Origin of the sequence: Streptomyces neyagawaensis (assembly GCF_023516595.1) — a bacterium.
Classification (GTDB): Bacteria; Actinomycetota; Actinomycetes; order Streptomycetales; family Streptomycetaceae; genus Streptomyces; species Streptomyces neyagawaensis.
On sequence record NZ_JAMGBG010000083.1, the window covers coordinates 74,070 to 94,050 of the forward strand.

A 19,981-nucleotide genomic window follows, 5' to 3' on the forward strand; every position below is an offset into this window, starting at 1 on the left:
TATGCCCACACGGCACGACGCCGCCGCGCCCCCCGTCAAGGGGGGCGCGGCCCCGGCCCGCCCGCCCGCGGAGTCCGCGTCCGAGGAACGACGCCGGGCCCGGCTGTCCCGCCGCTGGCAGCGGGACGTGCGCTGGAGCCCGTACGCCTTCGTCTCGCCCTTCTTCCTGCTGTTCGTCGCGTTCGGCCTGTTCCCGCTGCTCTACACCGGCTGGGCCTCGCTGCACGCGGTGGAGCTGACCGCCCCCACCGACATGAGCTGGGTGGGGCTGCGCAACTTCACCCGCATCTTCGACGACGAGTTCTTCTGGAACGCGGCGAAGAACACCCTGATCATCGGGATCATCTCGACCGTCCCGCAGCTGATGATGGCGCTGGGCATCGCGCACATCCTCAACTACAAGCTCCGCGCCTCGACCTTCTACCGGGTCGTGATGCTCGCCCCGTACGCCACGTCGATCGCCGCCGCCACCCTGGTGTTCGTGCTGCTCTTCGGCCGTGACTACGGAATGATCAACTGGTTCCTGGGGCTGTTCGGCATGGACCAGGTCGACTGGCAGAACGGCACCTGGTACTCGAAGATCGCCGTGTCGACCGTCGTCATCTGGCGCTGGACCGGCTACAACGCGCTGATCTACCTGGCCGCGATGCAGGCGATCCCGCAGGACCTGTACGAGTCGGCGGCCCTCGACGGCGCAAGCCGCTGGAAGCAGTTCCTCCATGTGACGCTGCCGTCGCTGCGCCCGACCATCCTGTTCACCTGCGTCGTCTCGACCATCGGTGCCTCGCAGCTCTTCGCCGAGCCCCTGCTGTTCGACGCCAACAAGGGCGCGTCGGGCGGCTCCCAGCACCAGTTCCAGACGCTCGGCCTCTACCTGTACGAGCAGGGCTGGGTGAACCAGCACCTGGGCCGCGCCTCGGCGATCGCCTGGACGATGTTCCTGATCCTCATCGTGGTCGGAATCATCAACTACGTCATCTCGCGCCGGCTGCGCGCCAGTAGTTAGGAGACCGGCCGTGACGACGACAATCACCAAGCCCCCGGCCGACGCCGCACCCGAGCCGCCGGAGAACGGCAGGCGCAGGCGCGGACCGAAGGCGGCTCGGGCGGGCGGTCAGCATCACGCCGGGCCGGTCGCCTACGTCATCCTCATCGCGTTCACCCTGGTCTCGCTGTTCCCGCTGTTCTGGACGGCCGTCGCCGCCTCCCGGGACAACGCGCGGCTGGCGGAGACCCCGCCGCCGTTCTGGTTCGGCGCGAACCTCTTCGACAAGATCGAGGTGGCCTGGAAGGACGCCAACCTCGGCGAGGCGTTCCTCAACACCACGATCGTGGCGGGCGTCTCCTCGCTGACCATCGTCTTCCTGTCGACCATCGCCGGCTTCGCCTTCGCCAAGCTGAAGTTCCGGGGCCGTGGCGCGCTGATGCTGATCGTGATCGGCACCATGATGGTGCCGCCGCAGCTCCAGGTGATCCCGCTGTACATGTTGGTCGCCAAGCTCGACTGGACGGACCAGCTCCAGGCGGTCATCCTGCCGTCGCTGGTCAGCGCGTTCGGTGTGTTCTTCATGCGGCAGTACCTGCTCCAGGCGCTGCCCGACGAGATCATCGAGGCGGCCCGCGTCGACGGCGCGAGCAGCTGGCGGGTGATCTGGCACGTGGTCTTCCCCGCCGCGCGGCCCGCGATGGCCGTGCTGGGCATGCTGATGTTCGTCCAGACCTGGAACGACTTCCTCTGGCCGTTCCTCGTCCTGACCCAGCTGGGCAACCCGACCGTGCAGGTCGCGGTCGCCGGTCTCGGCCGGGGCTACACCCCCGACCAGGCTTTGATCATGGCGGGCGCACTGCTCAGCACACTGCCGCTGCTGCTGGTCTTCGCGATCTTCGGCAAGCAGATCGTCGGCGGCATCATGCAGGGCGCGGTGAAGGGCTGATCCCCGCGCCGTGCGTCTCGCACCCCTGGGGGCCGGGCCACCGCCGCCCCGGCCCCTTCCGCCCTCAGTTCTCTTTCCCCCCACCCACACCGTCGGTCTGATCGACCACCAATGGGAGCGCTTCCATGCCTGAGCCCACGACGCCAGTGACCTTTCCTCCCGCCTTCCTCTGGGGCGCGGCGACGTCCGCGTACCAGATCGAGGGGGCGGTGCGGGAGGACGGCCGCACGCCCTCGATCTGGGACACCTTCAGCCACACACCGGGCAAGACGGCCGGTGGCGAGACCGGTGACATCGCTGTCGACCACTACCACCGCTACCGCGACGACGTGGCGCTGATGGCGGACCTGGGTCTCTCCTCGTACCGCTTCTCGATCTCCTGGTCGCGGGTGCAGCCGACGGGCCGGGGCCCGGCGATCCAGCGTGGCCTGGACTTCTACCGCCGGCTGGTCGACGAGCTGCTGGCGAAGAACATCAAGCCGGCCGTGACGCTCTACCACTGGGACCTGCCCCAGGAGTTGGAGGACGCGGGGGGCTGGCCGGAGCGCGAGACCGCGTACCGCTTCGCCGAGTACGCGCGGATCGTGGGCGAGGCGCTGGGCGACCGCGTCGAGCAGTGGATCACGCTGAACGAGCCGTGGTGCAGCGCGTTCCTGGGCTACGGCTCCGGGGTGCACGCGCCGGGCCGTACGGACCCGGTGGCGTCGCTGCGCGCGGCCCACCATCTGAACCTGGCGCACGGTCTCGGCACGGTGGCGCTGCGCTCGGTGATGCCGGCGCGCAACTCGGTGGCGGTGAGCCTGAACTCGTCCGTCGTGCGGCCGCTGTCGAACACCCCGGAGGACCTGGCGGCGGTCCGGAAGATCGACGACCTGGCGAACGGGGTCTTCCACGGGCCGATGCTGCACGGGGCGTACCCGGAGTCGCTGTTCGCGGCGACGTCGCAGCTGACGGACTGGTCGTTCGTGCAGGACGGTGACGTGGCGACGGCCCACCAGCCGTTGGACGCGCTGGGCCTGAACTACTACACGCCCACACTGGTCGGCGCGGCGTCGCCGGACATGGCCGGGCCGCGGGCGGACGGCCACGGCGCGAGCGACCACTCGCCGTGGCCGGGCGCGGACGACGTGCTGTTCCACCAGACGCCGGGCGAGCGCACGGAGATGGGCTGGACCATCGACCCGACCGGCCTGCACGAGCTGATCATGCGGTACACGCGGGAGGCGCCCGGCCTGCCGCTGTACGTCACGGAGAACGGCGCGGCCTACGACGACAAGATGGACAGCGACGGCCGCGTCCACGACCCGGAGCGCATCGCCTACCTCCACGGCCATCTGCGCGCCGTGCGCCGCGCCATCGCGGAGGGCGCGGACGTGCGCGGCTACTACCTGTGGTCCCTGCTGGACAACTTCGAGTGGGCCTACGGCTACGGCAAGCGCTTCGGCGCGGTGTACGTCGACTACGCGACGCTCACCCGCACCCCCAAGTCGAGCGCGCTCTGGTACGCCCAGGCAGCGAAGACAGGCGCACTCCCGCCCCTGGCGACGCCCACGCCGTAACACCACCGAACCGGGGGGAACGGGGGCAAGGGGCGCGGTGCCATTAGGGGAGCATCGCGCCCCTCGGGGTTACCGCGGCCGTCACCAGGGCCTTCAGAGGCTGCCAGGCGGCGCGAGCCACTGCGTCGGCTGGCCGGTGACCGAAGCGATCGTCTCGAAGTCGTGGTCGTAGTGGAGCATCGTCAGGCCCTGTAGCTCGGCGGTCGCGGCGACGAGCAGATCCACCGCGCCCGCGGAACGGTGCCGCCCCTTCTCGGTGAGCTGCCGCTGCACGTCCCACGCCCGCGTGACGGCCCGCTCGTCCAAGGGCGTCCAGCCGAACAGCGCGTCGAGATCATGGACCAGTTCCGCCCGGTCCTCCGCGTTCTTCGCGCTGTAAAGGAACTCGACCTCGGTGAGAGGGCAGCGCGCGATCAGCCCTTCCTCCAGGGGCCTCTCCCAGACGGAACGGGCCGGGCGCCGCAGGATGCGGACCAGAGCGCTGGTGTCGATGAGGTAGGAGGCGGTGCTCACCGACGGTACGTCTCCTTGTCCAGCAGCTCGTCGAAGTCACCCGCGTCCGCCTTCGCCGCCAGCCGGGCCAGCGCGAGCGCCCGCTTCTTGCGTTCCACACCGTCCCTCAGCGCCGCGTTGACGGTGTCCTTCTTCGTCTTGGTCCCGAACGCTATGGCGGCCTCCGCCAGCAGCTCCTCATCGATGTCGATCAGCGTCTTGGCCACGGGGAACCTCCTGGATATCCACTGGATGCATCAGTATATCCATCAGGCCGGGAGGGGTCCGTGTCCCTTCCGGCGAGCGCGCGTACGACGATGTCGATGCCTCGCGCCGCCACACCGCTCTCGTCTCAGGACACCCGCGCCGGAACGGCTCTACACGGCGACCAAGCGCACCCTTTCCCCGCAGAGTTTCGCCATGTCGTCGACGTCCGAGGTGAGCATGACCACCGGGCGGCGCTGCCGCAGGGCCATCTCGGCGACCGCGGCGTCGAGGGCGTACTTGTGGCCGTGGAGACCGGCGGACATCAGCATGGCCGACGCCGCTCGGGCCTCCTCGTCCCCGACGGGCACGATCCGCACGCCGGACAGGATCCCGGTGAGCCGTGCCCGGTCGGTCCTCCGGTGCACCGCTTCGATGATCGTGAGCGCGCTGACGGCCACATCCATGCCGCGCCTGCGCGCCTCGGCGACCAGGGCGACGACCGGCTCCCTGTCGTCCACGAGCCTGGACAGGCCTTCACAGTCCAGGACGAGAGTGCCCTCGTGGCTCAGCTTGCGGCGGGCCACTGCCCCTCCTCGGCGAACACCTCATCGAAGATCCGCCGGGCACGCTCCTGCTCGTCCGGGGAGATCGGGCCCTTGCGCTTCTCGTAGTCGGCGAGGTACTCGTCGAGGATCTGCCCCCGCAGTTCACGCTCCACCGCCTCGGTGATGAACGCCGAGAACTCCCGCTTGCCCACCCGCTGACGAATCGCCTCGGCGGTGCCCTCCGGCAGGGAGAGGCTGACCCTGGTGGCGGGGCCTTCGCCGATGCCGTACGAGGTCTCACTCATGGACTGAGATTATGAAATGAGCAGGAATACGCCCGGGCGCCCGCACGACACCGACTCCGAAGTGTCAGTGCTCGTACGGGCGCCCCAGCAGGCCGCGACCGTCAGCGCGGTTCCCGTACCACCGCCGCGTCGCCCGCCGCCAGCTTCAGTGAGCCGGTGGTGGCGGGTTGGCCCGTCAGGAGGTCGACGGCGTTCGGGGCCACCTCGATCTCGGCCTCCGACTCGCCGTGGTTGATCAGGAAGACGTAGTCCGCCTCCGGGCCGCGGCGCAGGGCCGCCTCGACGGACGCCGGGGTCGTGCGGACCGGGCGCACGCCCGCCTCCTCGCGGACGCGGTCCAGCAGCGACGCGAGGGCCTCCGGGTCGGGGCGGGTCGCCACGTACCAGGTCGTGCCCGTGCCGTACGCGTGGCGGGTCACCGCCGGGACCCCGGCGAGCGGGCCGGAGGCGTACGTGGCGACCGCCTCGGCGCCCCGCAGCGCGACCCGCTCGGACCACAGGGCACCCCGCGCGCCCTCGCCGAGCCCGGTCAGCTCCACCGACTCGTCCGGCAGCAGCGGGAAGACCTCGTCCGTGTGGACGCCCAGCGCCTCACGGAACGCCCCCGGGTAGCCGCCGAGGCGGATGTGGCAGTTCTCGTCGACCGCCCCGCTGTGGAAGCCGACGGCCAGCGTGCCGCCCCGCTCCGCGAAGCCGGTGAGGTTCGCCGCGCCCTCGTCGTCCACCAGGTACAGGCTCGGCGCGAGCACGAGCTTGTACGCCGACAGGTCCGCGTCGGGGCGGACGAAGTCCACCGCCACGCCGGACCGCCACAGCGGCTCGTACCAGGCCCGCACCAGCTCCTGGAAGCGCAGCTCACCGCTCGGCTGGGAGGGCAGTTCGACGGCCCACCAGGCGTCCCAGTCCCAGACGACGGCCACCTCGGCGGTGCCCGTGCTGCCGCGCACCTCCGCCAGCGCCTTCAGGTCCGCGCCCAGCGCGACGACGTCCCGCCAGATCCGGCTGTCGGTGCCGGCGTGCGGAAGCATCGCCGAGTGCCACTGCTCGGCGCCCGCCTTCGCGGCCCGCCACTGGAAGTAGGCGATGCCGTCGGCGCCGCGCGCCACGTGGGAGAGCGCGTTGCGGCGCAGCTCGCCCGCCGTCTTGGCACGGTTGACGGGCTGCCAGTTGACCGCGCCGGTGGAGTGCTCCATCAGCAGCCAGGGACGGCCGCCCGCGAGGGAGCGCACCAGGTCGCCGCTGAGCGCGATGTCGATCTCCGACTCGGGGTCCGTGGACTGGAGGTAGTGGTCGTTGGAGACGATGTCCAGCTCGGGCGCCCAGCGCCAGTAGTCCAGCTTGTCGAAGTTGAACATCACCATGAAGTTGGTGGTGGCGGGCACCTCGGGGGCCGCGCCCCGCAGTACCTCCCGCTCCGCCTTCAGCAGGGACAGCAGCGCGTCGCTGCAGAAGCGGCGCCAGTCCAGCTGGTGCGTCGGGTTGGGGACCGCACCGGTGGCGCGGGGCGGGATGATCTCGTCCCAGTCGTAGTACCACTGGCTCCAGAACGTCGTGCCCCAGGCGTTGTTGAGCGCCGCCAGGTCGTCGTCGTACTTCTCCCGCAGCCAGACGCGGAACGCGGCGGCGCTGGTGTCGCAGTGGCACTCGCCGTTGTGGCAGCCGTACTCGTTGTGGACGTGCCACATGACCACCGCCGGGTGGTCGGCGTAGCGGCGGCCGAGTTCGCCGGCCATCCGCAGGGCCGCCTCACGGTAGGCGGGGCTCGACGGGCAGAACGTCTGGCGGCTGCCGTACGACAGGGTGCGGCCGTCCTTGTCGACCGGGAGCGCCTCCGGGTGGGCGCGGAAGAACCACGCCGGGGGCGCCGCCGTCGGGGTGGCGAGGTCGGCCGCGATGCCGTTCTCGTGGAGCAGCGCGAGGATGCGGTCCAGGCGGGAGAAGTCGTACTCGCCCTCGCGGGGCTCCAGGAGCGCCCACGAGAAGATGTTGACGCTCACCATGGTGACGCCGGCCTCGCGCATGAGGCGTACGTCCTCGTGCCAGACCTCCTCGGGCCACTGCTCGGGGTTGTAGTCGCCGCCGTACGCGATGCCGGGGACGTTCAGGGTGCTCATGGGTGCGGTTGGTTCTCTTTCGAACGGGGCCGGTGTCAGCCCTTGTTGGCGCCGAGCGTCAGACCGCTGACGAACTGCCGCTGGAGCGCGAAGTACACGACCAGCGTCGGGATGGCGGTGAGCAGGGCGCCGGCGGCGACCAGGTTGGGGTCGGTGAAGTACTGGCCGGAGAGGTTGTTCAGCGCCGAGGTGATCGGCATGTTCTCACCGGTGGAGATCAGCACCAGCGCCCAGAAGAAGTCGTTGTAGATCCAGATGGACAGCAACGTCGCCAGGGCGGCCATCGCGGGCTTGCACAGCGGCAGCACGATCTGCCAGTACAGGCGCCACACGGAGGCGCCGTCGACGAGCGCGGCCTCGGTCAGCTCGTGCGGCAGGGAGCGCATGTAGTTGCTCAGCACGAAGGCGCAGAAGCCGGACTGGAAGGCCACGTGGATGAGGACCAGGCCGAGCGCGGAGTCGTAGAGCTTGCCGCTCATCGTGATGCCTGGGATGTCGATGAGCAGGTACAGGCGGTACAGCGGGGTGATGATGACCTGCTGCGGGAGCAGGTTGCCCGCGGTGAAGACCAGCAGCAGGAAGAGGTTGACGCGGAAGTCGAAGCGGCTGACGTAGAACGCGACCATCGACGACAGGAACAGCGTCAGCAGCACCGCGGGCACGGCGATGATCAGCGTGTTCACGAAGTAGTGCGTCATCTCCGACTGGGTGAACGCGTTCGTGAAGTTCTCGAGGCTGAGCTTGTCGGGCCAGGAGACATAGCCCTTCTCGCTGGTCTCGCCGTACGGGCGCATCGCCGCGTAGAGCGCCCACAGCAGGGGCGCCAGCCAGGCGAGCGCCGCGCCGCCGAGGAAGACGTGGAGCAGGACCCGGGCGGGGCGGACGGGAGTGCGCTTCTTCAGAGCGTCGGTGGCGACGGTGGTGCTCATGCGCGCCGCTCCTTCCGGAAGGTCGCGATCAGGTAGGGGATGATCACGGCGAGGGAGATCACCAGCAGGACGACGGCGATGGCCGAGCCGTATCCGATACGGCTGGACTCACCGATGATGTTGTTGGTGACCAGGATCGACAGCAGCTCGGTGCCCTCGGCGCCCTTGTTGAAGACGAAGACGAGGTCGAAGGCGCGCAGGGCCTCGATGATGGTGACGACCAGCACGACGGTGTTCGTGGGGCGCAGGGTCGGGAAGATGACGTTCTTGAACGTCTGCCACTCGTTGGCCCCGTCGAGCGCGGAGGCCTCCCGCAGGGACGGGTCGACGCTCTTCAGACCGGCCAGGTAGAGGATCATCATGTAGCCGGTGTGGCGCCACGAAGCGGCGATCAGGATCGCCCACAGGTTCAGGTCCGGGTCGCCGATCCAGTCGATGTAGTGACCGGGCTTGTTGGCGCCGATGATGCTGTTGATCAGGCCCGTGTCGGGGTTGTAGATCAGCTGCCACACGAAGCCGATGACCGCGAGCGACATCACGACGGGCAGGAAGAACGCGGTCTGGTAGACGCGGCTGAAGCGGATCTGCTTGTCCAGCTGCACCGCGAGGAACAGCCCCATCGGCGTCGGGATCAGGATCAGCACGACGAACCACACGATGTTGTGCTCGACCGCGGGCCAGAACTGCGGGTTGTTGGTGAACAGTTCCGAGAAGTTGTGCAGCCCGACCCACTCGATGGAGTCGAAGCCGATGCCGTCCCAGGTGGTGAACGCCAGCAGGATCGAGGCGAGCGCGGTCACCCAGACGAGGGCGACGTGCAGGATCGTCGGCAGGCCCGCCATCAGGCCCAGCGTGAGCCGGTCACGCCGGGTGAGGAGGCGCTTGTGCCCCTGGGGCACCTTGGTGGCCGCCGTCTTCGGGGCAGGGGTGGAGCCCGGAGGCGGCGCGGGCGCTTCCGGGCTCTTGGTGGGTGTGGTCGTCATGTCTGTCGGTCATCCAGTCGTGAGGACGGTCTTGGGGGCGGACAGTCCTGGGGACAGCCGCCCCGGCGGCCGCCCGTGCGACCGCCGAAGCGGTCGTGGGGCGGCCGTCGGGACGGTCGGCCGTCAGGACGCGAAGATCGTCTTCTTCTGGCGCTCGATCGACGAGAGCAGGCTGTCGATGCCCTTGGGGTCACGGATGAACTTCTGCAGCGACGGCTGCATCACCGTGGAGGTGAAGTCCGGGCGGCTGTCGCGGTCCATGAACTGCGTCAGGCTCTTGGCGCCGGAGATCATGTCGTACGCCTTCTTCTGCAGCGGCGTGTACGAGGAGGTGTCGGCCTTGGTGGAGGCGGCCACCACGTTCGGGTCGGCCTTGAGGTAGATCTGCTCCGCCTCGGGGGTGCCGAGGAACTCCAGGAGCTTGACGGCGCCGGCCTTGTTCTTCGGGCTCTTGCTCATCATGAAGCCGTCGGTGGGGGCCTCGACGGTGTCCTGGCCGTACGCCGGGTCGATCTCCGGGAAGGCGAAGAAGTCCAGGTCGTCCAGGTCGGCCTTGTTGGTGAACTGCTGGCCCACGAAGGAGCCCAGCAGGTACATGCCCGCCTTCTTCGACACCAGCGTCTGCGCCGCGTCCTGCCAGGTACGGCCGACCGCGCCCTCCTGGTGGTACGGCAGCAGCTCGGTCCACAGGTCGAACGTCTTGCGGACCTTGGCGTCCGTCCAGGCGACCTTGCCCGCCATCAGCTCGACGTGGAAGTCGTAGCCGTTGGCGCGGAAGTTGATCTGGTCGAACGTGCCCATCGCGGGCCAGGCGTCCTTGTCACCGAAGGCGATCGGGACCAGGCCGTCCTTCTTCATCTGCTTGCACAGCGCGATGAGCTGGTCCCACGTGGTGGGAACCTCGTAGCCCTTCTCCTTGAAGACGCTCTTGCGGTAGAAGAGCGCCCAGGGGTACGTGTACAGCGGCACGAAGTAGGACTTGCCGTCCTCACCCTGGCTGAGCTTCTTCATCGCCTCGGGGAAGTTCCCCCCGATCTTCTCCCACACCTCGTCGATCGGGCTGGCCAGCCCCTTGGCCGCGAAGAACTGCATCCGGTAGCCCGCGAACCAGTGGAACACGTCGTCCGGCGTGCCCTGCAGGTAGGAGTTGATCTGCTCCTGGAACGTGTTGTGGTCCTTGGTGTTCACGTCGACCTTGATGCCGGACTTCTTGGCGAAGTCGGCGTAGATCTCCGCGAACGCCTTCTTCGGCACCGCGTCGGAGGCGTTGGAGCCGAGCGAGACGGTCTTCGAGTCAGTGGCCGAGCTGCCACTGCCGCCGCAGGCGCTGAGCAGCGGGACGCCCGCGCCGAGCGCCGCGGCCCCGCCTATGCCGCGCAGCAGGGTGCGGCGGCTCGTGCCGGGCACGGAGAGACCGGAAGGTGTGAGATGCATGAACGGCTCCCTGGGGACAAGTGGTTCGGTCGTTAAGAGGCCCTCGTCGGTTATTGATCGAAATCGACCAGAAACCAACTTGACCGAACACGGTGGTCGCCATAACAGCCCTATGCCAGGTCGCGCGTCAAGCCTTCTTGTCCCCCTTTGTTGAAACGTAATCCCTGTTCGTCGAAACGTGACCGTCACATACGTGAGCCATCTCACTAGGTGTCATATACACGCATCAGGGTGCGCGCATCGGGGGTGCGGCGAACGCACAGGACCCGTCACGCGGACGACCCGTTCAGCCCGCCGGGCAGGCCCGTTCAGCCCGCCGGGTGCAGGGTCGCCTCGCCCGTGACACGGATGCCGGTCGCCTCGCCCGGCCGCACCGGCAGCGGGCCCGCGACGCGCACGCCGACCGGGGTGTCGTGGCCCTCGACGGCGACGGTGACCATGGCGTCGTGGCCGTAGAAGCACACGTCGGTGACCGTGCCCCGCACGGCGCCCTCGGCGGCCGGAGCGGTGAGCCGCAGCTGTTCCGGGCGGAGCAGCACGGTGCCCGTGGCCGGCCCGTCGGGCGCGGCGGCGAGCGGGACGGCGCCGAGCGGGGTCCGGGCCGTGCCGTCGCCGCCGACGGTGGCGGGGAGCAGCACCGCGTCGCCGACGAAGCCCGCGACCCAGGGGTCGGCCGGGCGGCGGTAGAGGTCCTGCGGGGTGGCGCACTGGGCGACGCGGCCGTCCCGGACGACGGCGACGAGGTCGGCCGTGGAGAGCGCCTCCTGCTGGTCGTGGGTGACGAGGAGCGCCGTGGCCCCGGTCGCCCGCAGCGCGGCGCGTACGTCGGCCCGTACGCCCGCCCTGAGGGCGCTGTCGAGGGCGTTGAACGGCTCGTCCAGCAGCACCAGCTGGGGCCGGGGCGCGAGGGCCCGGGCGAGGGCCACGCGCTGCTGCTGGCCGCCCGAGAGCTCGTGCGGCATCCGGTCGCCGTATCCGGCGAGGCCGACGAGTTCCAGGAGTTCGCCGGTGCGCTGCCGCCGTTCGCCCCGGGTCAGCCCGGTGAGCCCGAAGGCCACGTTCCGCGCAACGCTCAGGTGCGGGAAGAGGGCGCCCTCCTGGGGCACGATCCCGATGCGGCGCCGCTCCGGCGGCACATGGACACCGGGTCCGGCGAGGGTCCGCCCGCCGAGCCGGACGGTGCCCGCGTCGGCCCGCAGGAACCCGGCCACGATCCTCAGCAGGGTCGTCTTGCCGCCTCCGGAGGGGCCGAGGACGGCCGCCAGGGCACCCGCCGGGACGGTGAGCCGGAGAGCGCGCAGGACCGGGTCGTGGCCGGCCGTGTAGGACTTCGTGAGGCCCTCGACCTGGAGCGCGTTGGTGTGCGGGTCGTCCGACTGCGCCGGATTTGCGTGCGTCTCGTTTGCTTCGAGCCCGTCCCCCCGCCGCTGTGACGGTTCTTGTTCGATCGTGTGCTGTTCGTCCGTGGTGGATGCCTGTGTGTCCGGTACGTCCGTGCCCGGCTCGTTCGCGTGGGACTTGTTCATGATCGGTGCCTCCCCAGCAGGTACGAAGGCACGGCGGCCAACAGGATGAGCGCGGCGGCGTACGGGGCGGCCGCCGCGAAGGAGCCCGCGCCCGTCTCGGTCCACAGGCGGGTGGCGAGGGTGTCCATGCCGGTGGGGCGCAGGAGCAGGGTCGCCGGGAGTTCTTTCATGCAAACGACGAAGGTCAGCGCGGCCCCGGCGGCGACGCCCGGCGCGGCCAGCGGGACGGTGATCTCGCGAAGCACCTGCCAGGGCCGACGGCCGAGCGAGCGGGCCACGTCCTCCAGGACGGGCGGGGCCTGGAGCACGGCGGCACGGGTGGCGGCCACCGCGACCGGCAGGAAGAGGACGGCGTACGCACACACCAGCAGGGGCAGCCGCTGGTAGAGCGGGTAGGCGTAGCGGACGGCGAAGAAGACCAGGGACAGGGCGACCGTGATGCCGGGGAGCGCGTGCCCGGCGTAGGCGGCCTGTTCCAGCAGCCGTGCCCCGCGCCCCCGGTGCCGGGCGGCGATCACACCGACGGGCAGGGCGAGGAGCGTGGTGAGGGCGGCGCCCGCAGCGGCGACGCCGAGCGTGGCCCAGGCCGTCTCGGCGAGACCGCCGAGGTCCCAGGTGGCGGAGGAGCCGACCGCGAGCCAGTAGCCGAGGGTGCCGAGCGGGAAGGCCACGGCCACGGCGGTCACCGCACCGCACCACAGCAGGGCGAGCGGCTTCCAGCGGCCGAGCGCCACGGGCACCGCCGGGCGGGCGGTGCCCCCGCCGGTCCTGGCGTGCCCGGCACGGCCGCGCGTCCGCGCCTCCGCGGCGACCAGGGCCACGGTCATCAGCACCAGCACGACGCTGAGCGCGGCGGCGGGGGTGCGGTCGAAGGAGGCCCGGTAGGAGGTGTGGATGGCCCGGGTGAAGGTGTCGTACCGCATGAGGGAGACGGCGCCGAAGTCGGAGAGCACGTACAGCGCGACGAGCAGCGCCCCGCCCGCCGCCGCCGGACGCAGCTGCGGCAGGGTGACCCGGAGGAACGTGCGGAGCGGACCGTCCCCGAGGGAGCGCGCGGCCTCCTCCTGCGCCGGGTCGATGCCCCTGAGCGCCGCCGCGACCGGCAGCAGCACATACGGGAAGCTGACCAGCGTCAGCGAGAGCGCGGCCCCGCCGAATCCGGCGAGGCCCGGTTCGGCCGACAGCCACGCGAAGGCCGCCACATAGCTGGGCACGGCCAGCGGCAGGGTCGCGGCCACCGCCCAGAAGCGGGCGCCCGGCAGCGCCGTACGCACCGTCAGCCAGGCCAGTGAGACCCCGAGGACCACACAGGTGGCGACGACCACGACGGTCAGGCCCAGGCTGCGCGCGAGGAGGTCCAGCGTCCGCTCGTCGGCGACGACCTCCCAGGCGAAGGCGGGGCCGCGTTCGAGCGCGCGGACGGCGAGATAGCCGAGGGGAAGCAGGGCGAACAGGGCGGCCACACAGGCGGGGACGAGCAGGACCAGGGGCGGCCTGCGCTGTGCCCCGCGTCCGGCGAAGGAGGCGGTCTTCTCCGCCGGACGGGGGGTGGCCCGCGCGCGCTCGGACTGCGTCCGCGCGGCGGTCGGCGAGGGTTTCACGGCCCGTCAGACCAGCCCGACGTCCTGGAGCATCGCCAGGGTCTCCTGGAGGGACTCCAGCTTGCCGAGGTCGATGTCGGGCGACTGGAGCGACTCGAACGGCGGCAGCCCCTCGACGGAGCTGGTGACGCCCGCGGCCAGCGGGTACTCCTTCGTCGTGTCCGCGAAGTAGGTCTGCGCCTCCTTGGAGAGCAGGTAGTCCACGGCCTTCCGCGCGGTGGCGGCCTGGTCCTCGTTCGCGGCGAGGACGCCGGCGCCGGCCACGTTGATGAGGGAGCCGGGGTCCTTGCCGGGCAGGAAGTGCAACTTGGCGTCGACGCCGTCCTCGCCCTTTTCAGCGACCCGCTCGTACCAGTAGTAGTGGTTGACGAGGCCCAGCGACACCTCGCCGGCCTCCACGGCGTCGAGGGTGGCGAGGTTGTTGGTGTAGGTCTTGGACCCGTTGGCCTTGAGGTCCTCCAGCCACTTCCGGGCCGCGTCGTCCCCCTCCAGGACGCGCATCCCGGTGACGAACGCCTGGAAGGAGGCGTTGGTGGGCGCGAAGCCGACCTTGCCCTTCCACGTGGGCTTCACCACGTCGTGGACGCTGTCCGGCACGTCGTCCGCGCTCACCTTGTCGGGGTTGTACGCGATGACGCGGACGCGACCCGACAGGCCCACCCAGTCGCCCTCGCCGCCGCGGTACGCCTTGTCGACCTTGTCGAGGGTGCTCTGCGGCAGCTTCGCCAGCATGCCCTCGCGGGAGAGCGCGCCGAGCGCCCCGGCGTCCTGGGAGAAGAACAGCCCGGCCTTGGTGCGGTCGCCCTCCTCCAGGATCTGCGCCGCGAGTTCGGCGCTGTCGCCGTAGCGCACCTCCACGTCGGCGCCCACGGCCTTCTCCAGCTTGTCCAGGATCGGCTTGACCAGCTTCTCGTTGCGGCCGGTGTAGATGACGAGGGACGCGTCGCCCGCCTCACCCGACCCGCCGTCCTTGTCGTCGCCGGAGCCGCAGGCGGCGAGGGCGGGGAGCAGCAGACCGGCCGCGACGAGCGCGAAGATCCGGCCACCCAGAGGGGGTCGCATATGTGTGCCTTTCCTACGCGGCTCACCGGTGCACCAAGGGGTCGTGGCCTCGGTCGGCGAGGGCGAACTGACGCTTCTTGGCCAACTGTGAACATGCTATGAATAAGGTAAAGCTTGCCTAAGCGTCAAGGGGCGTGTGTTACCCGCGGACGCTGTTCCGGAAAGGCCGCGCCCCGTGATCCACTCCTCCGGCCCCGTCCGGGCCGCCTTCGCCGCCCTGCCCGCCCTCCCCGCTCCGGCCGGCCCGATCCTGCTCCCGGGTCCCCACCCGCGACCGCGCATGGTGCCCTTCGCCCGCGACCTCGCCGCGTACGGCGACCGCGTCGCCCTCCACACCCCCACGGGCACGGTCACCTACCGTGCCCTCGCCGAGCGCGTCGCCGCCACCGCGGAGCGACTCGGCCGCGTACGGCGGCTGGTGCTGGTGGCCGGGGCCAACCGCGCCGACGCGCTGGTCACCTACCTCGCCGCCCTCTCCGCCGGCCACCCCGTGCTGCTCGTCCCCGGCGACGGCGACGAGGCCGTCGCGTCCCTCACCGCCGCGTACGCGCCCGACGTGGTGGCCCGCACCGGCGCCGACGGCACCTGGACGCTCGACGAGCACCACCCCGGCACCGCCCACACCCTCCACCCGGACCTCGCCCTCCTGCTGAGCACCTCTGGCTCGACGGGCTCCCCCAAGCTCGTACGGCTCTCGCACGAGAACGTGCAGGCCAACGCCGAGTCCATCGCCACCTACCTCGGCATCACCGACACCGACCGGGCGGCCACCACCCTCCCGATGCACTACTGCTACGGCCTGTCCGTCATCCACAGCCATCTCGCGCGCGGCGCCGGGCTGCTCCTCACCGAGCGGTCGGTCACCGACGACGCGTTCTGGGCCGAGTTCCGCGCCGCCGGAGCGACATCCCTCGCCGGGGTGCCGTACACCTTCGACCTGCTCGACCGGATCGGCTTCGACCGGATGGAGCTGCCGCGACTGCGCCGGATCACCCAGGCCGGCGGCCGACTCGCGCCCGAACGGGTCGCCCGCTACGCCGAGTTGGGGCGCCGCCGCGGCTGGGACCTGTTCGTCATGTACGGCCAGACCGAGGCCACGGCCCGTATGGCCTACCTGCCGCCCCACCTCGCGGCCACCCGCCCGGAGGCCGTCGGCATCCCGATCCCCGGCGGCTCCTTCCACCTGCGGCCGCTCGACGACCACGAGCACGCACTCGCCCCCGGTCACGCACTCACTCCCGGCCACGGACCCACCGCCGACCACGGGCTCGCTCCCGGCCAGGGACTCGCCCCCGTTCGCGCCTCGGACCACGGCCCGGCCGGCGGCGAGGGCGACCGGCAGGCCCTCGTGGGCGAACTGGTCTACTCGGGCCCCAACGTGATGCTCGGTTACGCCGAGAGCCCCGCCGACCTCTCCCTCGGCCGCACCGTCACCGAACTCCGCACCGGCGACCTCGCCCGGCAGGCCCCCGACGGCCTGTACGAGATCGTCGGCCGCCGCAGCCGCTTCGCGAAGATCCTCGGCCTGCGCATCGACCCGCAGCGCGTCGAGGCCGCGCTGGAGCGGCACGGTGTGACGGCGTACTGCGCGGGCGACGGGGACGAATTGGCGGTCCTCGCCGCCGGAACCGCCGCCGACGAGCCCCGCCTCCGGCGCCTGGCCGCGGCCGCGTGCGGTCTCCCGCCCCGGGCGGTACGCCTCCGCGCCCTCCCCGAGGCTGACCTCCCCCGCCTGCCCACGGGTAAGCCCGACTACACGGCGGTCCGCCACCTGACCCGCCCGGCCGCTCCCGCGTCAGCCGACACCCCGACCGACGGGCACGCCGGGGGCGCGGGGACCACCCCGGTCCCCGAGCACATCCCTGCCCCGGAGAGCGTCACGGCCGCCCAGCGGGGCACGGCCGCCCGGCGGAGCACGGCAGCCGACCGCCCCCCGGTCCACGGCCAGCCCTCCACCGACGACCGGCGCCCCATCGATCAACTCCGCGCCCTCTACGCCGAGATCCTCGACCGCACCGACGTCACCGACGACAGCACCTTCGTCGGACTCGGCGGCGACTCCCTCTGCTACGTCGAGATGTCCGTGCGCCTGGAGCAGGTACTCGGCGCCCTCCCGCCCGACTGGCACACCCGCCCCCTGCGCGACCTGGCCCCGGCGGCGCCCTCGGCCGTCTCGGCCCAGCCGGGGCCGGCCCCCGCCCGCGCCGGTCTGCGCCGCACCCTGGAGACCGGCATCGCCCTGCGCGCCGTCGGCATCGTCCTGATCGTCGGCTCGCACATCCATCTCTTCACCCTCCAGGGCGCGGCCCACATCCTCATCGGCGTCGCGGGCCACAACTTCGCCCGCTTCCACCTCACCGACGCCGAACACCGCGTGCGCGTGCGGCACCTGTGGCGCAGCATCGCCCGGATCGCCCTGCCGAGCGCGGCGTGGATCACCGCGGCCGTCCTGGCGACCGGCGTCTACGATCCCGCGAACGCCCTTCTCCTCAACAGCCTCCTCGACCAGGGAACCGAACGCCACGAGTGGCACTACTGGTTCATAGAGGCCCTGCTCTACTTCCTCGTCGCCCTCGCCCTGTTGCTGGCCCTCCCCCTGGTCGACCGTCTGGAGCGGCGCCACCCCTTCGGCCTCCCGCTCGCCCTGCTGGCCGTAGGGCTTCTCGGCCGCTACGACATCGCCGGCCTGGCCCCCGCCCGCTTCCACCTCGGCCCCACGGTGGTCTTCTGGCTCTTCGCCCTGGGCTGGGCGGCGGCCCGCGCCACCACGGCCCGGCGGCGCCTGCTCCTGACCGCCGTCCTGGTGCTCGCCACGCCCGGCCTGTTCCAGCCGGACCAGCAGCTGCGCACCGTCGTGGTGATCGCCGGCCTGACCCTGCTGATCTGGGTCCCGACGCTGCCCAGCCTCGCCCCCCTGAACCGCCTGGCCGGCCTCCTCGCGGGCAGCTCCCTCTACATCTATCTGACCCACTTCCAGGTCTACCCCCACCTCGAGGACGACTTCCCCGTCCTCGCCCTCCTCGCCTCCCTCGCCGTGGGCACCACCTACGCGGCGGTGGCGACCCGGGTGACCCGGGCCGTGCGCCGACGGTGAGCCCCTGCGGGCGACGGCACCACGCCGGAGCCCGGCGGCCACCCGAAACCACGGAGCCCGGCAGCTACTTGAAGACCGATGCCAAGCCGGTCTGCCGACGCCGCCGCATCGCCCCGCGGTGCCCCTTGCTTCTCGGCCCCCTCCCGCCCTTGGCGCCCAGCTGGATCCAGATCCGCACCTCGGTGCCGCCCAGCACCGACGACCCGATGCGTACGTCGCCGCCCGTCGCCTCCGCGAGGCGGCGGACGATGTCGAGGCCGAGCCCGGTCGAGCCGTCGTGCCCGGAGCCTCGGCCGCGTGCCATGGCCGCCTCGGGGTCGGCGATGCCGGGGCCCGCGTCGGAGACGAGCACGATCACGGCGTCCTCGCCGTTGTGCACGTCGACGGCGAAGGCGGTGCCCTCCGCCGTGTGCCGGAAGACATTGCCGAGGAGGGCGTCGAGCGCGGCGGCGAGGTCGGCCCGTGCAACGGGTATGCGGACCGGCCGCTCGACCCCGGCCACCCGCCACTTGCGGCCCTCGTCCTCCGCGAGCGCCGACCAGAACGCCATCCGCTCCCGGACCACCTCCGCCGCGTCGCACCCGGCGCCCGGCCCCACCGCCGCGGTCTGCGGCTTGGCCTCCCGCGCCGTCCGGATGATCGTGTCGACCTCGCGCTCCAGCTGCTCCACCGCCGCCCGGGTCTGCTCGGCGGCAGGCCCGTCGCCGAGCGAGGCCGCGTTGAGCCGCAGCACGGTCAGCGGCGTGCGCAGCCGGTGCGACAGGTCGGCCGCCAGCTCCCGCTCGTTCGCCAGGAGCTGGACCACCTGGTCGGCCATCGCGTTGAACGCCACCGCCGCCAGCCGCAGTTCCTTCGGCCCCTCCTCGGGCACCCGCGCCCCCAACTGCCCCTCGCCCAGGTCATGGGCACTGTCCACCAGCCGCCGGGCGGGCCGGACCATCCGCACCCCCAGCCGGTCGGCCACCGCCACCGAGCCGACGACGAGGGCCACCCCCACACCGGCGAGCACCGCCCACGCGGTGGCCACGCCGTTGCTCACCTCGGCCTCGGGGACGAACACCTCCACGACCGCTATCTCGCCCGAGCTGAGCGCGGTGGGCTGGAGCAGCGTGGACCCGCCCGCCACCTCGGTGGTGGACGCGCGGCCCAGCTCGCGCACGGTGGCGATGTCCTTGTCGGAGGCGCGCTGCCGGCCGAGGTCGAGCGCGATGGCCCCGTCGCCGACCGCGGGGAGGTGGACCGCGAGCCCGTCGTCCGCGCCCGCCGAGGCGACGACCCGCTCCAACTGCTCGCGGTCGTTGGTGATGGACAGGGCCGGGGCGATGGCCGCCGCCTCCCGTTCGGCGTTCGAGAAGGCGCGGTCGCGGGCCATCTCCTTGATGACCAGACCGAGCGGCACGGCGAAGGCGACCACGACCATCGTCGTCACCGCCACGCACACCTTGACCAGCGCCCACCTCATGGCAGCACCGCCGGCCCGGGTGGCTCCAGCTTCACCCCGACGCCCCGCAGGGTGTGCAGATAGCGCGGTCGCGCCGCCGTCTCCCCCAACTTCCGCCGCAGCCACGACAGATGGACGTCGATCGTCTGGTCGTCCCCGTAGGACTGCTGCCACACCTCCGCCAGGAGTTCCTTGCGGGGGACGACCACACCGGGCCGTCCGGCGAGGAACGCGAGGAGGTCGAACTCGCGTCGTGTCAGGTCGAGTCGTACGCCGTCCAGTTCGGCCTGGCGACGCAGCGGGTCGATGGCGAGCCCGCCGACGCGGATGACCGTGGACGGGGGTGGCTCCCCCACGGGGCCGCGCGCGCGGCGCAGGACCGCGGCCATCCGGGCGGACAGGTGCTCGACGGAGAACGGCTTGGTCAGGTAGTCGTCCGCGCCCGCGTTGAGCAGCCGGACGATCTCCGTCTCGTCGTCCCGCGCGGTGGCGACGATCACCGGGACGTCGGTGATCCCGCGCAGCATCTTCAGCGCCTCGGAGCCGTCCAGATCGGGCAGTCCGAGGTCGAGGACGACCAGGTCGAAGTGGTGATGGGCGACCTCGCGCAGCGCCTCCAGGGCCGTGCCGACGCTGCGCACGGTGTGTGCGGCGTCCGTCAGATGCCTGATCAGCGCCGAGCGTACGAACTGGTCGTCCTCGACCACGAGCACACTTGCCATGCGCCGCACCGTACGCCATCGGGACGAGCCCGG

Annotated in this window: 17 protein-coding genes; 4 read left to right on the forward strand and 13 right to left on the reverse strand. The window is 71.4% G+C overall.

All coding sequences use genetic code 11. The annotated features are described in order from the left end of the window. Position 1: 1 nt before the first annotated feature. The 3 genes from M8J73_RS30040 (at position 2) to M8J73_RS30050 (ending at position 3,493) form a co-directional block, all read left to right on the forward strand. A complete protein-coding gene (locus M8J73_RS30040; RefSeq protein WP_249829300.1) occupies positions 2–1,006 on the forward strand; it encodes a carbohydrate ABC transporter permease in 1,005 nt (334 codons plus the stop codon). A gap of 10 nt (positions 1,007–1,016) precedes the next feature. Further along, the gene (locus M8J73_RS30045) at positions 1,017–1,934 is read left to right on the forward strand and encodes a carbohydrate ABC transporter permease (protein ID WP_055542502.1); all 918 of its coding nucleotides are present in this window, start codon (positions 1,017–1,019) and stop codon (positions 1,932–1,934) included. Between the two features lie 125 nt (positions 1,935–2,059). Further along, positions 2,060–3,493 (forward strand): GH1 family beta-glucosidase, encoded by a 1,434-nt coding sequence (locus M8J73_RS30050; RefSeq protein ID WP_055539314.1) that lies wholly within the window; start codon positions 2,060–2,062, stop codon positions 3,491–3,493. A gap of 93 nt (positions 3,494–3,586) precedes the next feature. On the opposite strand, the gene M8J73_RS30055 is transcribed toward M8J73_RS30050, so the two are convergent. The 11 genes from M8J73_RS30055 to M8J73_RS30105 form a co-directional block, all read right to left on the reverse strand. Continuing rightward, the gene (locus M8J73_RS30055) at positions 3,587–4,006 is read right to left on the reverse strand and encodes a PIN domain nuclease (protein WP_055539315.1); all 420 of its coding nucleotides are present in this window, start codon (positions 4,004–4,006) and stop codon (positions 3,587–3,589) included. Beyond that, positions 4,003–4,212 (reverse strand): type II toxin-antitoxin system VapB family antitoxin, encoded by a 210-nt coding sequence (locus M8J73_RS30060; protein WP_055539316.1) that lies wholly within the window; start codon positions 4,210–4,212, stop codon positions 4,003–4,005. The genes M8J73_RS30055 and M8J73_RS30060 overlap by 4 nt, the downstream gene beginning before the upstream one ends. 150 nt (positions 4,213–4,362) lie before the next feature. Next, positions 4,363–4,776 (reverse strand): hypothetical protein, encoded by a 414-nt coding sequence (locus M8J73_RS30065; protein ID WP_055539317.1) that lies wholly within the window; start codon positions 4,774–4,776, stop codon positions 4,363–4,365. Beyond that, a complete protein-coding gene (locus M8J73_RS30070) occupies positions 4,758–5,042 on the reverse strand; it encodes a hypothetical protein (RefSeq protein WP_055539318.1) in 285 nt (94 codons plus the stop codon). The genes M8J73_RS30065 and M8J73_RS30070 overlap by 19 nt, the downstream gene beginning before the upstream one ends. Before the next feature lie 101 nt (positions 5,043–5,143). Beyond that, on the reverse strand, positions 5,144–7,156 hold the full coding sequence (locus M8J73_RS30075; protein WP_055539319.1) for a beta-galactosidase: 2,013 nt from the start codon (positions 7,154–7,156) through the stop codon (positions 5,144–5,146). A gap of 35 nt (positions 7,157–7,191) precedes the next feature. Further along, complete coding sequence (locus M8J73_RS30080; RefSeq protein WP_055539320.1) at positions 7,192–8,085, reverse strand: carbohydrate ABC transporter permease; 894 nt, start codon at positions 8,083–8,085, stop codon at positions 7,192–7,194. Next, positions 8,082–9,068: a carbohydrate ABC transporter permease gene (locus M8J73_RS30085; protein WP_055539321.1), complete on the reverse strand. Its 987-nt coding sequence runs from the start codon at positions 9,066–9,068 to the stop codon at positions 8,082–8,084. The genes M8J73_RS30080 and M8J73_RS30085 overlap by 4 nt, the downstream gene beginning before the upstream one ends. Before the next feature lie 123 nt (positions 9,069–9,191). Beyond that, positions 9,192–10,502, reverse strand: a complete 1,311-nt coding sequence (locus M8J73_RS30090) for an ABC transporter substrate-binding protein (protein ID WP_055539322.1) — start codon at positions 10,500–10,502, stop codon at positions 9,192–9,194. Positions 10,503–10,810: 308 nt separating this feature from the next. Then, a complete protein-coding gene (locus M8J73_RS30095) occupies positions 10,811–12,028 on the reverse strand; it encodes an ABC transporter ATP-binding protein (RefSeq protein ID WP_079054904.1) in 1,218 nt (405 codons plus the stop codon). Continuing rightward, positions 12,025–13,629 (reverse strand): ABC transporter permease, encoded by a 1,605-nt coding sequence (locus tag M8J73_RS30100; protein WP_055539323.1) that lies wholly within the window; start codon positions 13,627–13,629, stop codon positions 12,025–12,027. The genes M8J73_RS30095 and M8J73_RS30100 overlap by 4 nt, the downstream gene beginning before the upstream one ends. A 6-nt stretch (positions 13,630–13,635) precedes the next feature. After that, complete coding sequence (locus tag M8J73_RS30105; RefSeq protein WP_055539324.1) at positions 13,636–14,691, reverse strand: iron ABC transporter substrate-binding protein; 1,056 nt, start codon at positions 14,689–14,691, stop codon at positions 13,636–13,638. A gap of 175 nt (positions 14,692–14,866) precedes the next feature. Here M8J73_RS30105 and M8J73_RS30110 point away from each other — a divergent pair, with 175 nt between their 5' ends. Next, a complete protein-coding gene (locus M8J73_RS30110) occupies positions 14,867–17,785 on the forward strand; it encodes a non-ribosomal peptide synthetase (RefSeq protein ID WP_372504040.1) in 2,919 nt (972 codons plus the stop codon). A 64-nt stretch (positions 17,786–17,849) separates the two neighbouring features. On the opposite strand, the gene M8J73_RS30115 is transcribed toward M8J73_RS30110, so the two are convergent. Together M8J73_RS30115 and M8J73_RS30120 are read right to left on the reverse strand one after the other, a co-directional pair. Next, entirely contained in the window at positions 17,850–19,247 is a 1,398-nt protein-coding gene (locus M8J73_RS30115; RefSeq protein ID WP_055540316.1) for a sensor histidine kinase, read from the reverse strand. Beyond that, positions 19,244–19,948, reverse strand: a complete 705-nt coding sequence (locus tag M8J73_RS30120; RefSeq protein WP_055540317.1) for a response regulator transcription factor — start codon at positions 19,946–19,948, stop codon at positions 19,244–19,246. The genes M8J73_RS30115 and M8J73_RS30120 overlap by 4 nt, the downstream gene beginning before the upstream one ends. Positions 19,949–19,981: the final 33 nt, after the last annotated feature.

Excerpts from the sequence above, each read along its gene's own strand:
- M8J73_RS30040 (WP_249829300.1), top strand. The coding sequence starts at position 2 with ATGCCCACACGGCACGACGCCGCCGCGCCCCCCGTCAAGGGGGGCGCG.
- M8J73_RS30050 (WP_055539314.1), top strand. The coding sequence starts at position 2,060 with ATGCCTGAGCCCACGACGCCAGTGACCTTTCCTCCCGCCTTCCTCTGG.
- M8J73_RS30070 (WP_055539318.1), bottom strand. The coding sequence starts at position 5,042 with ATGAGTGAGACCTCGTACGGCATCGGCGAAGGCCCCGCCACCAGGGTC.
- M8J73_RS30075 (WP_055539319.1), bottom strand. The coding sequence starts at position 7,156 with ATGAGCACCCTGAACGTCCCCGGCATCGCGTACGGCGGCGACTACAAC.
- M8J73_RS30080 (WP_055539320.1), bottom strand. The coding sequence starts at position 8,085 with ATGAGCACCACCGTCGCCACCGACGCTCTGAAGAAGCGCACTCCCGTC.
- M8J73_RS30085 (WP_055539321.1), bottom strand. The coding sequence starts at position 9,068 with ATGACGACCACACCCACCAAGAGCCCGGAAGCGCCCGCGCCGCCTCCG.
- M8J73_RS30090 (WP_055539322.1), bottom strand. The coding sequence starts at position 10,502 with ATGCATCTCACACCTTCCGGTCTCTCCGTGCCCGGCACGAGCCGCCGC.
- M8J73_RS30095 (WP_079054904.1), bottom strand. The coding sequence starts at position 12,028 with ATGAACAAGTCCCACGCGAACGAGCCGGGCACGGACGTACCGGACACA.
- M8J73_RS30105 (WP_055539324.1), bottom strand. The coding sequence starts at position 14,691 with ATGCGACCCCCTCTGGGTGGCCGGATCTTCGCGCTCGTCGCGGCCGGT.
- M8J73_RS30115 (WP_055540316.1), bottom strand. The coding sequence starts at position 19,247 with ATGAGGTGGGCGCTGGTCAAGGTGTGCGTGGCGGTGACGACGATGGTC.
- M8J73_RS30120 (WP_055540317.1), bottom strand. The coding sequence starts at position 19,948 with ATGGCAAGTGTGCTCGTGGTCGAGGACGACCAGTTCGTACGCTCGGCG.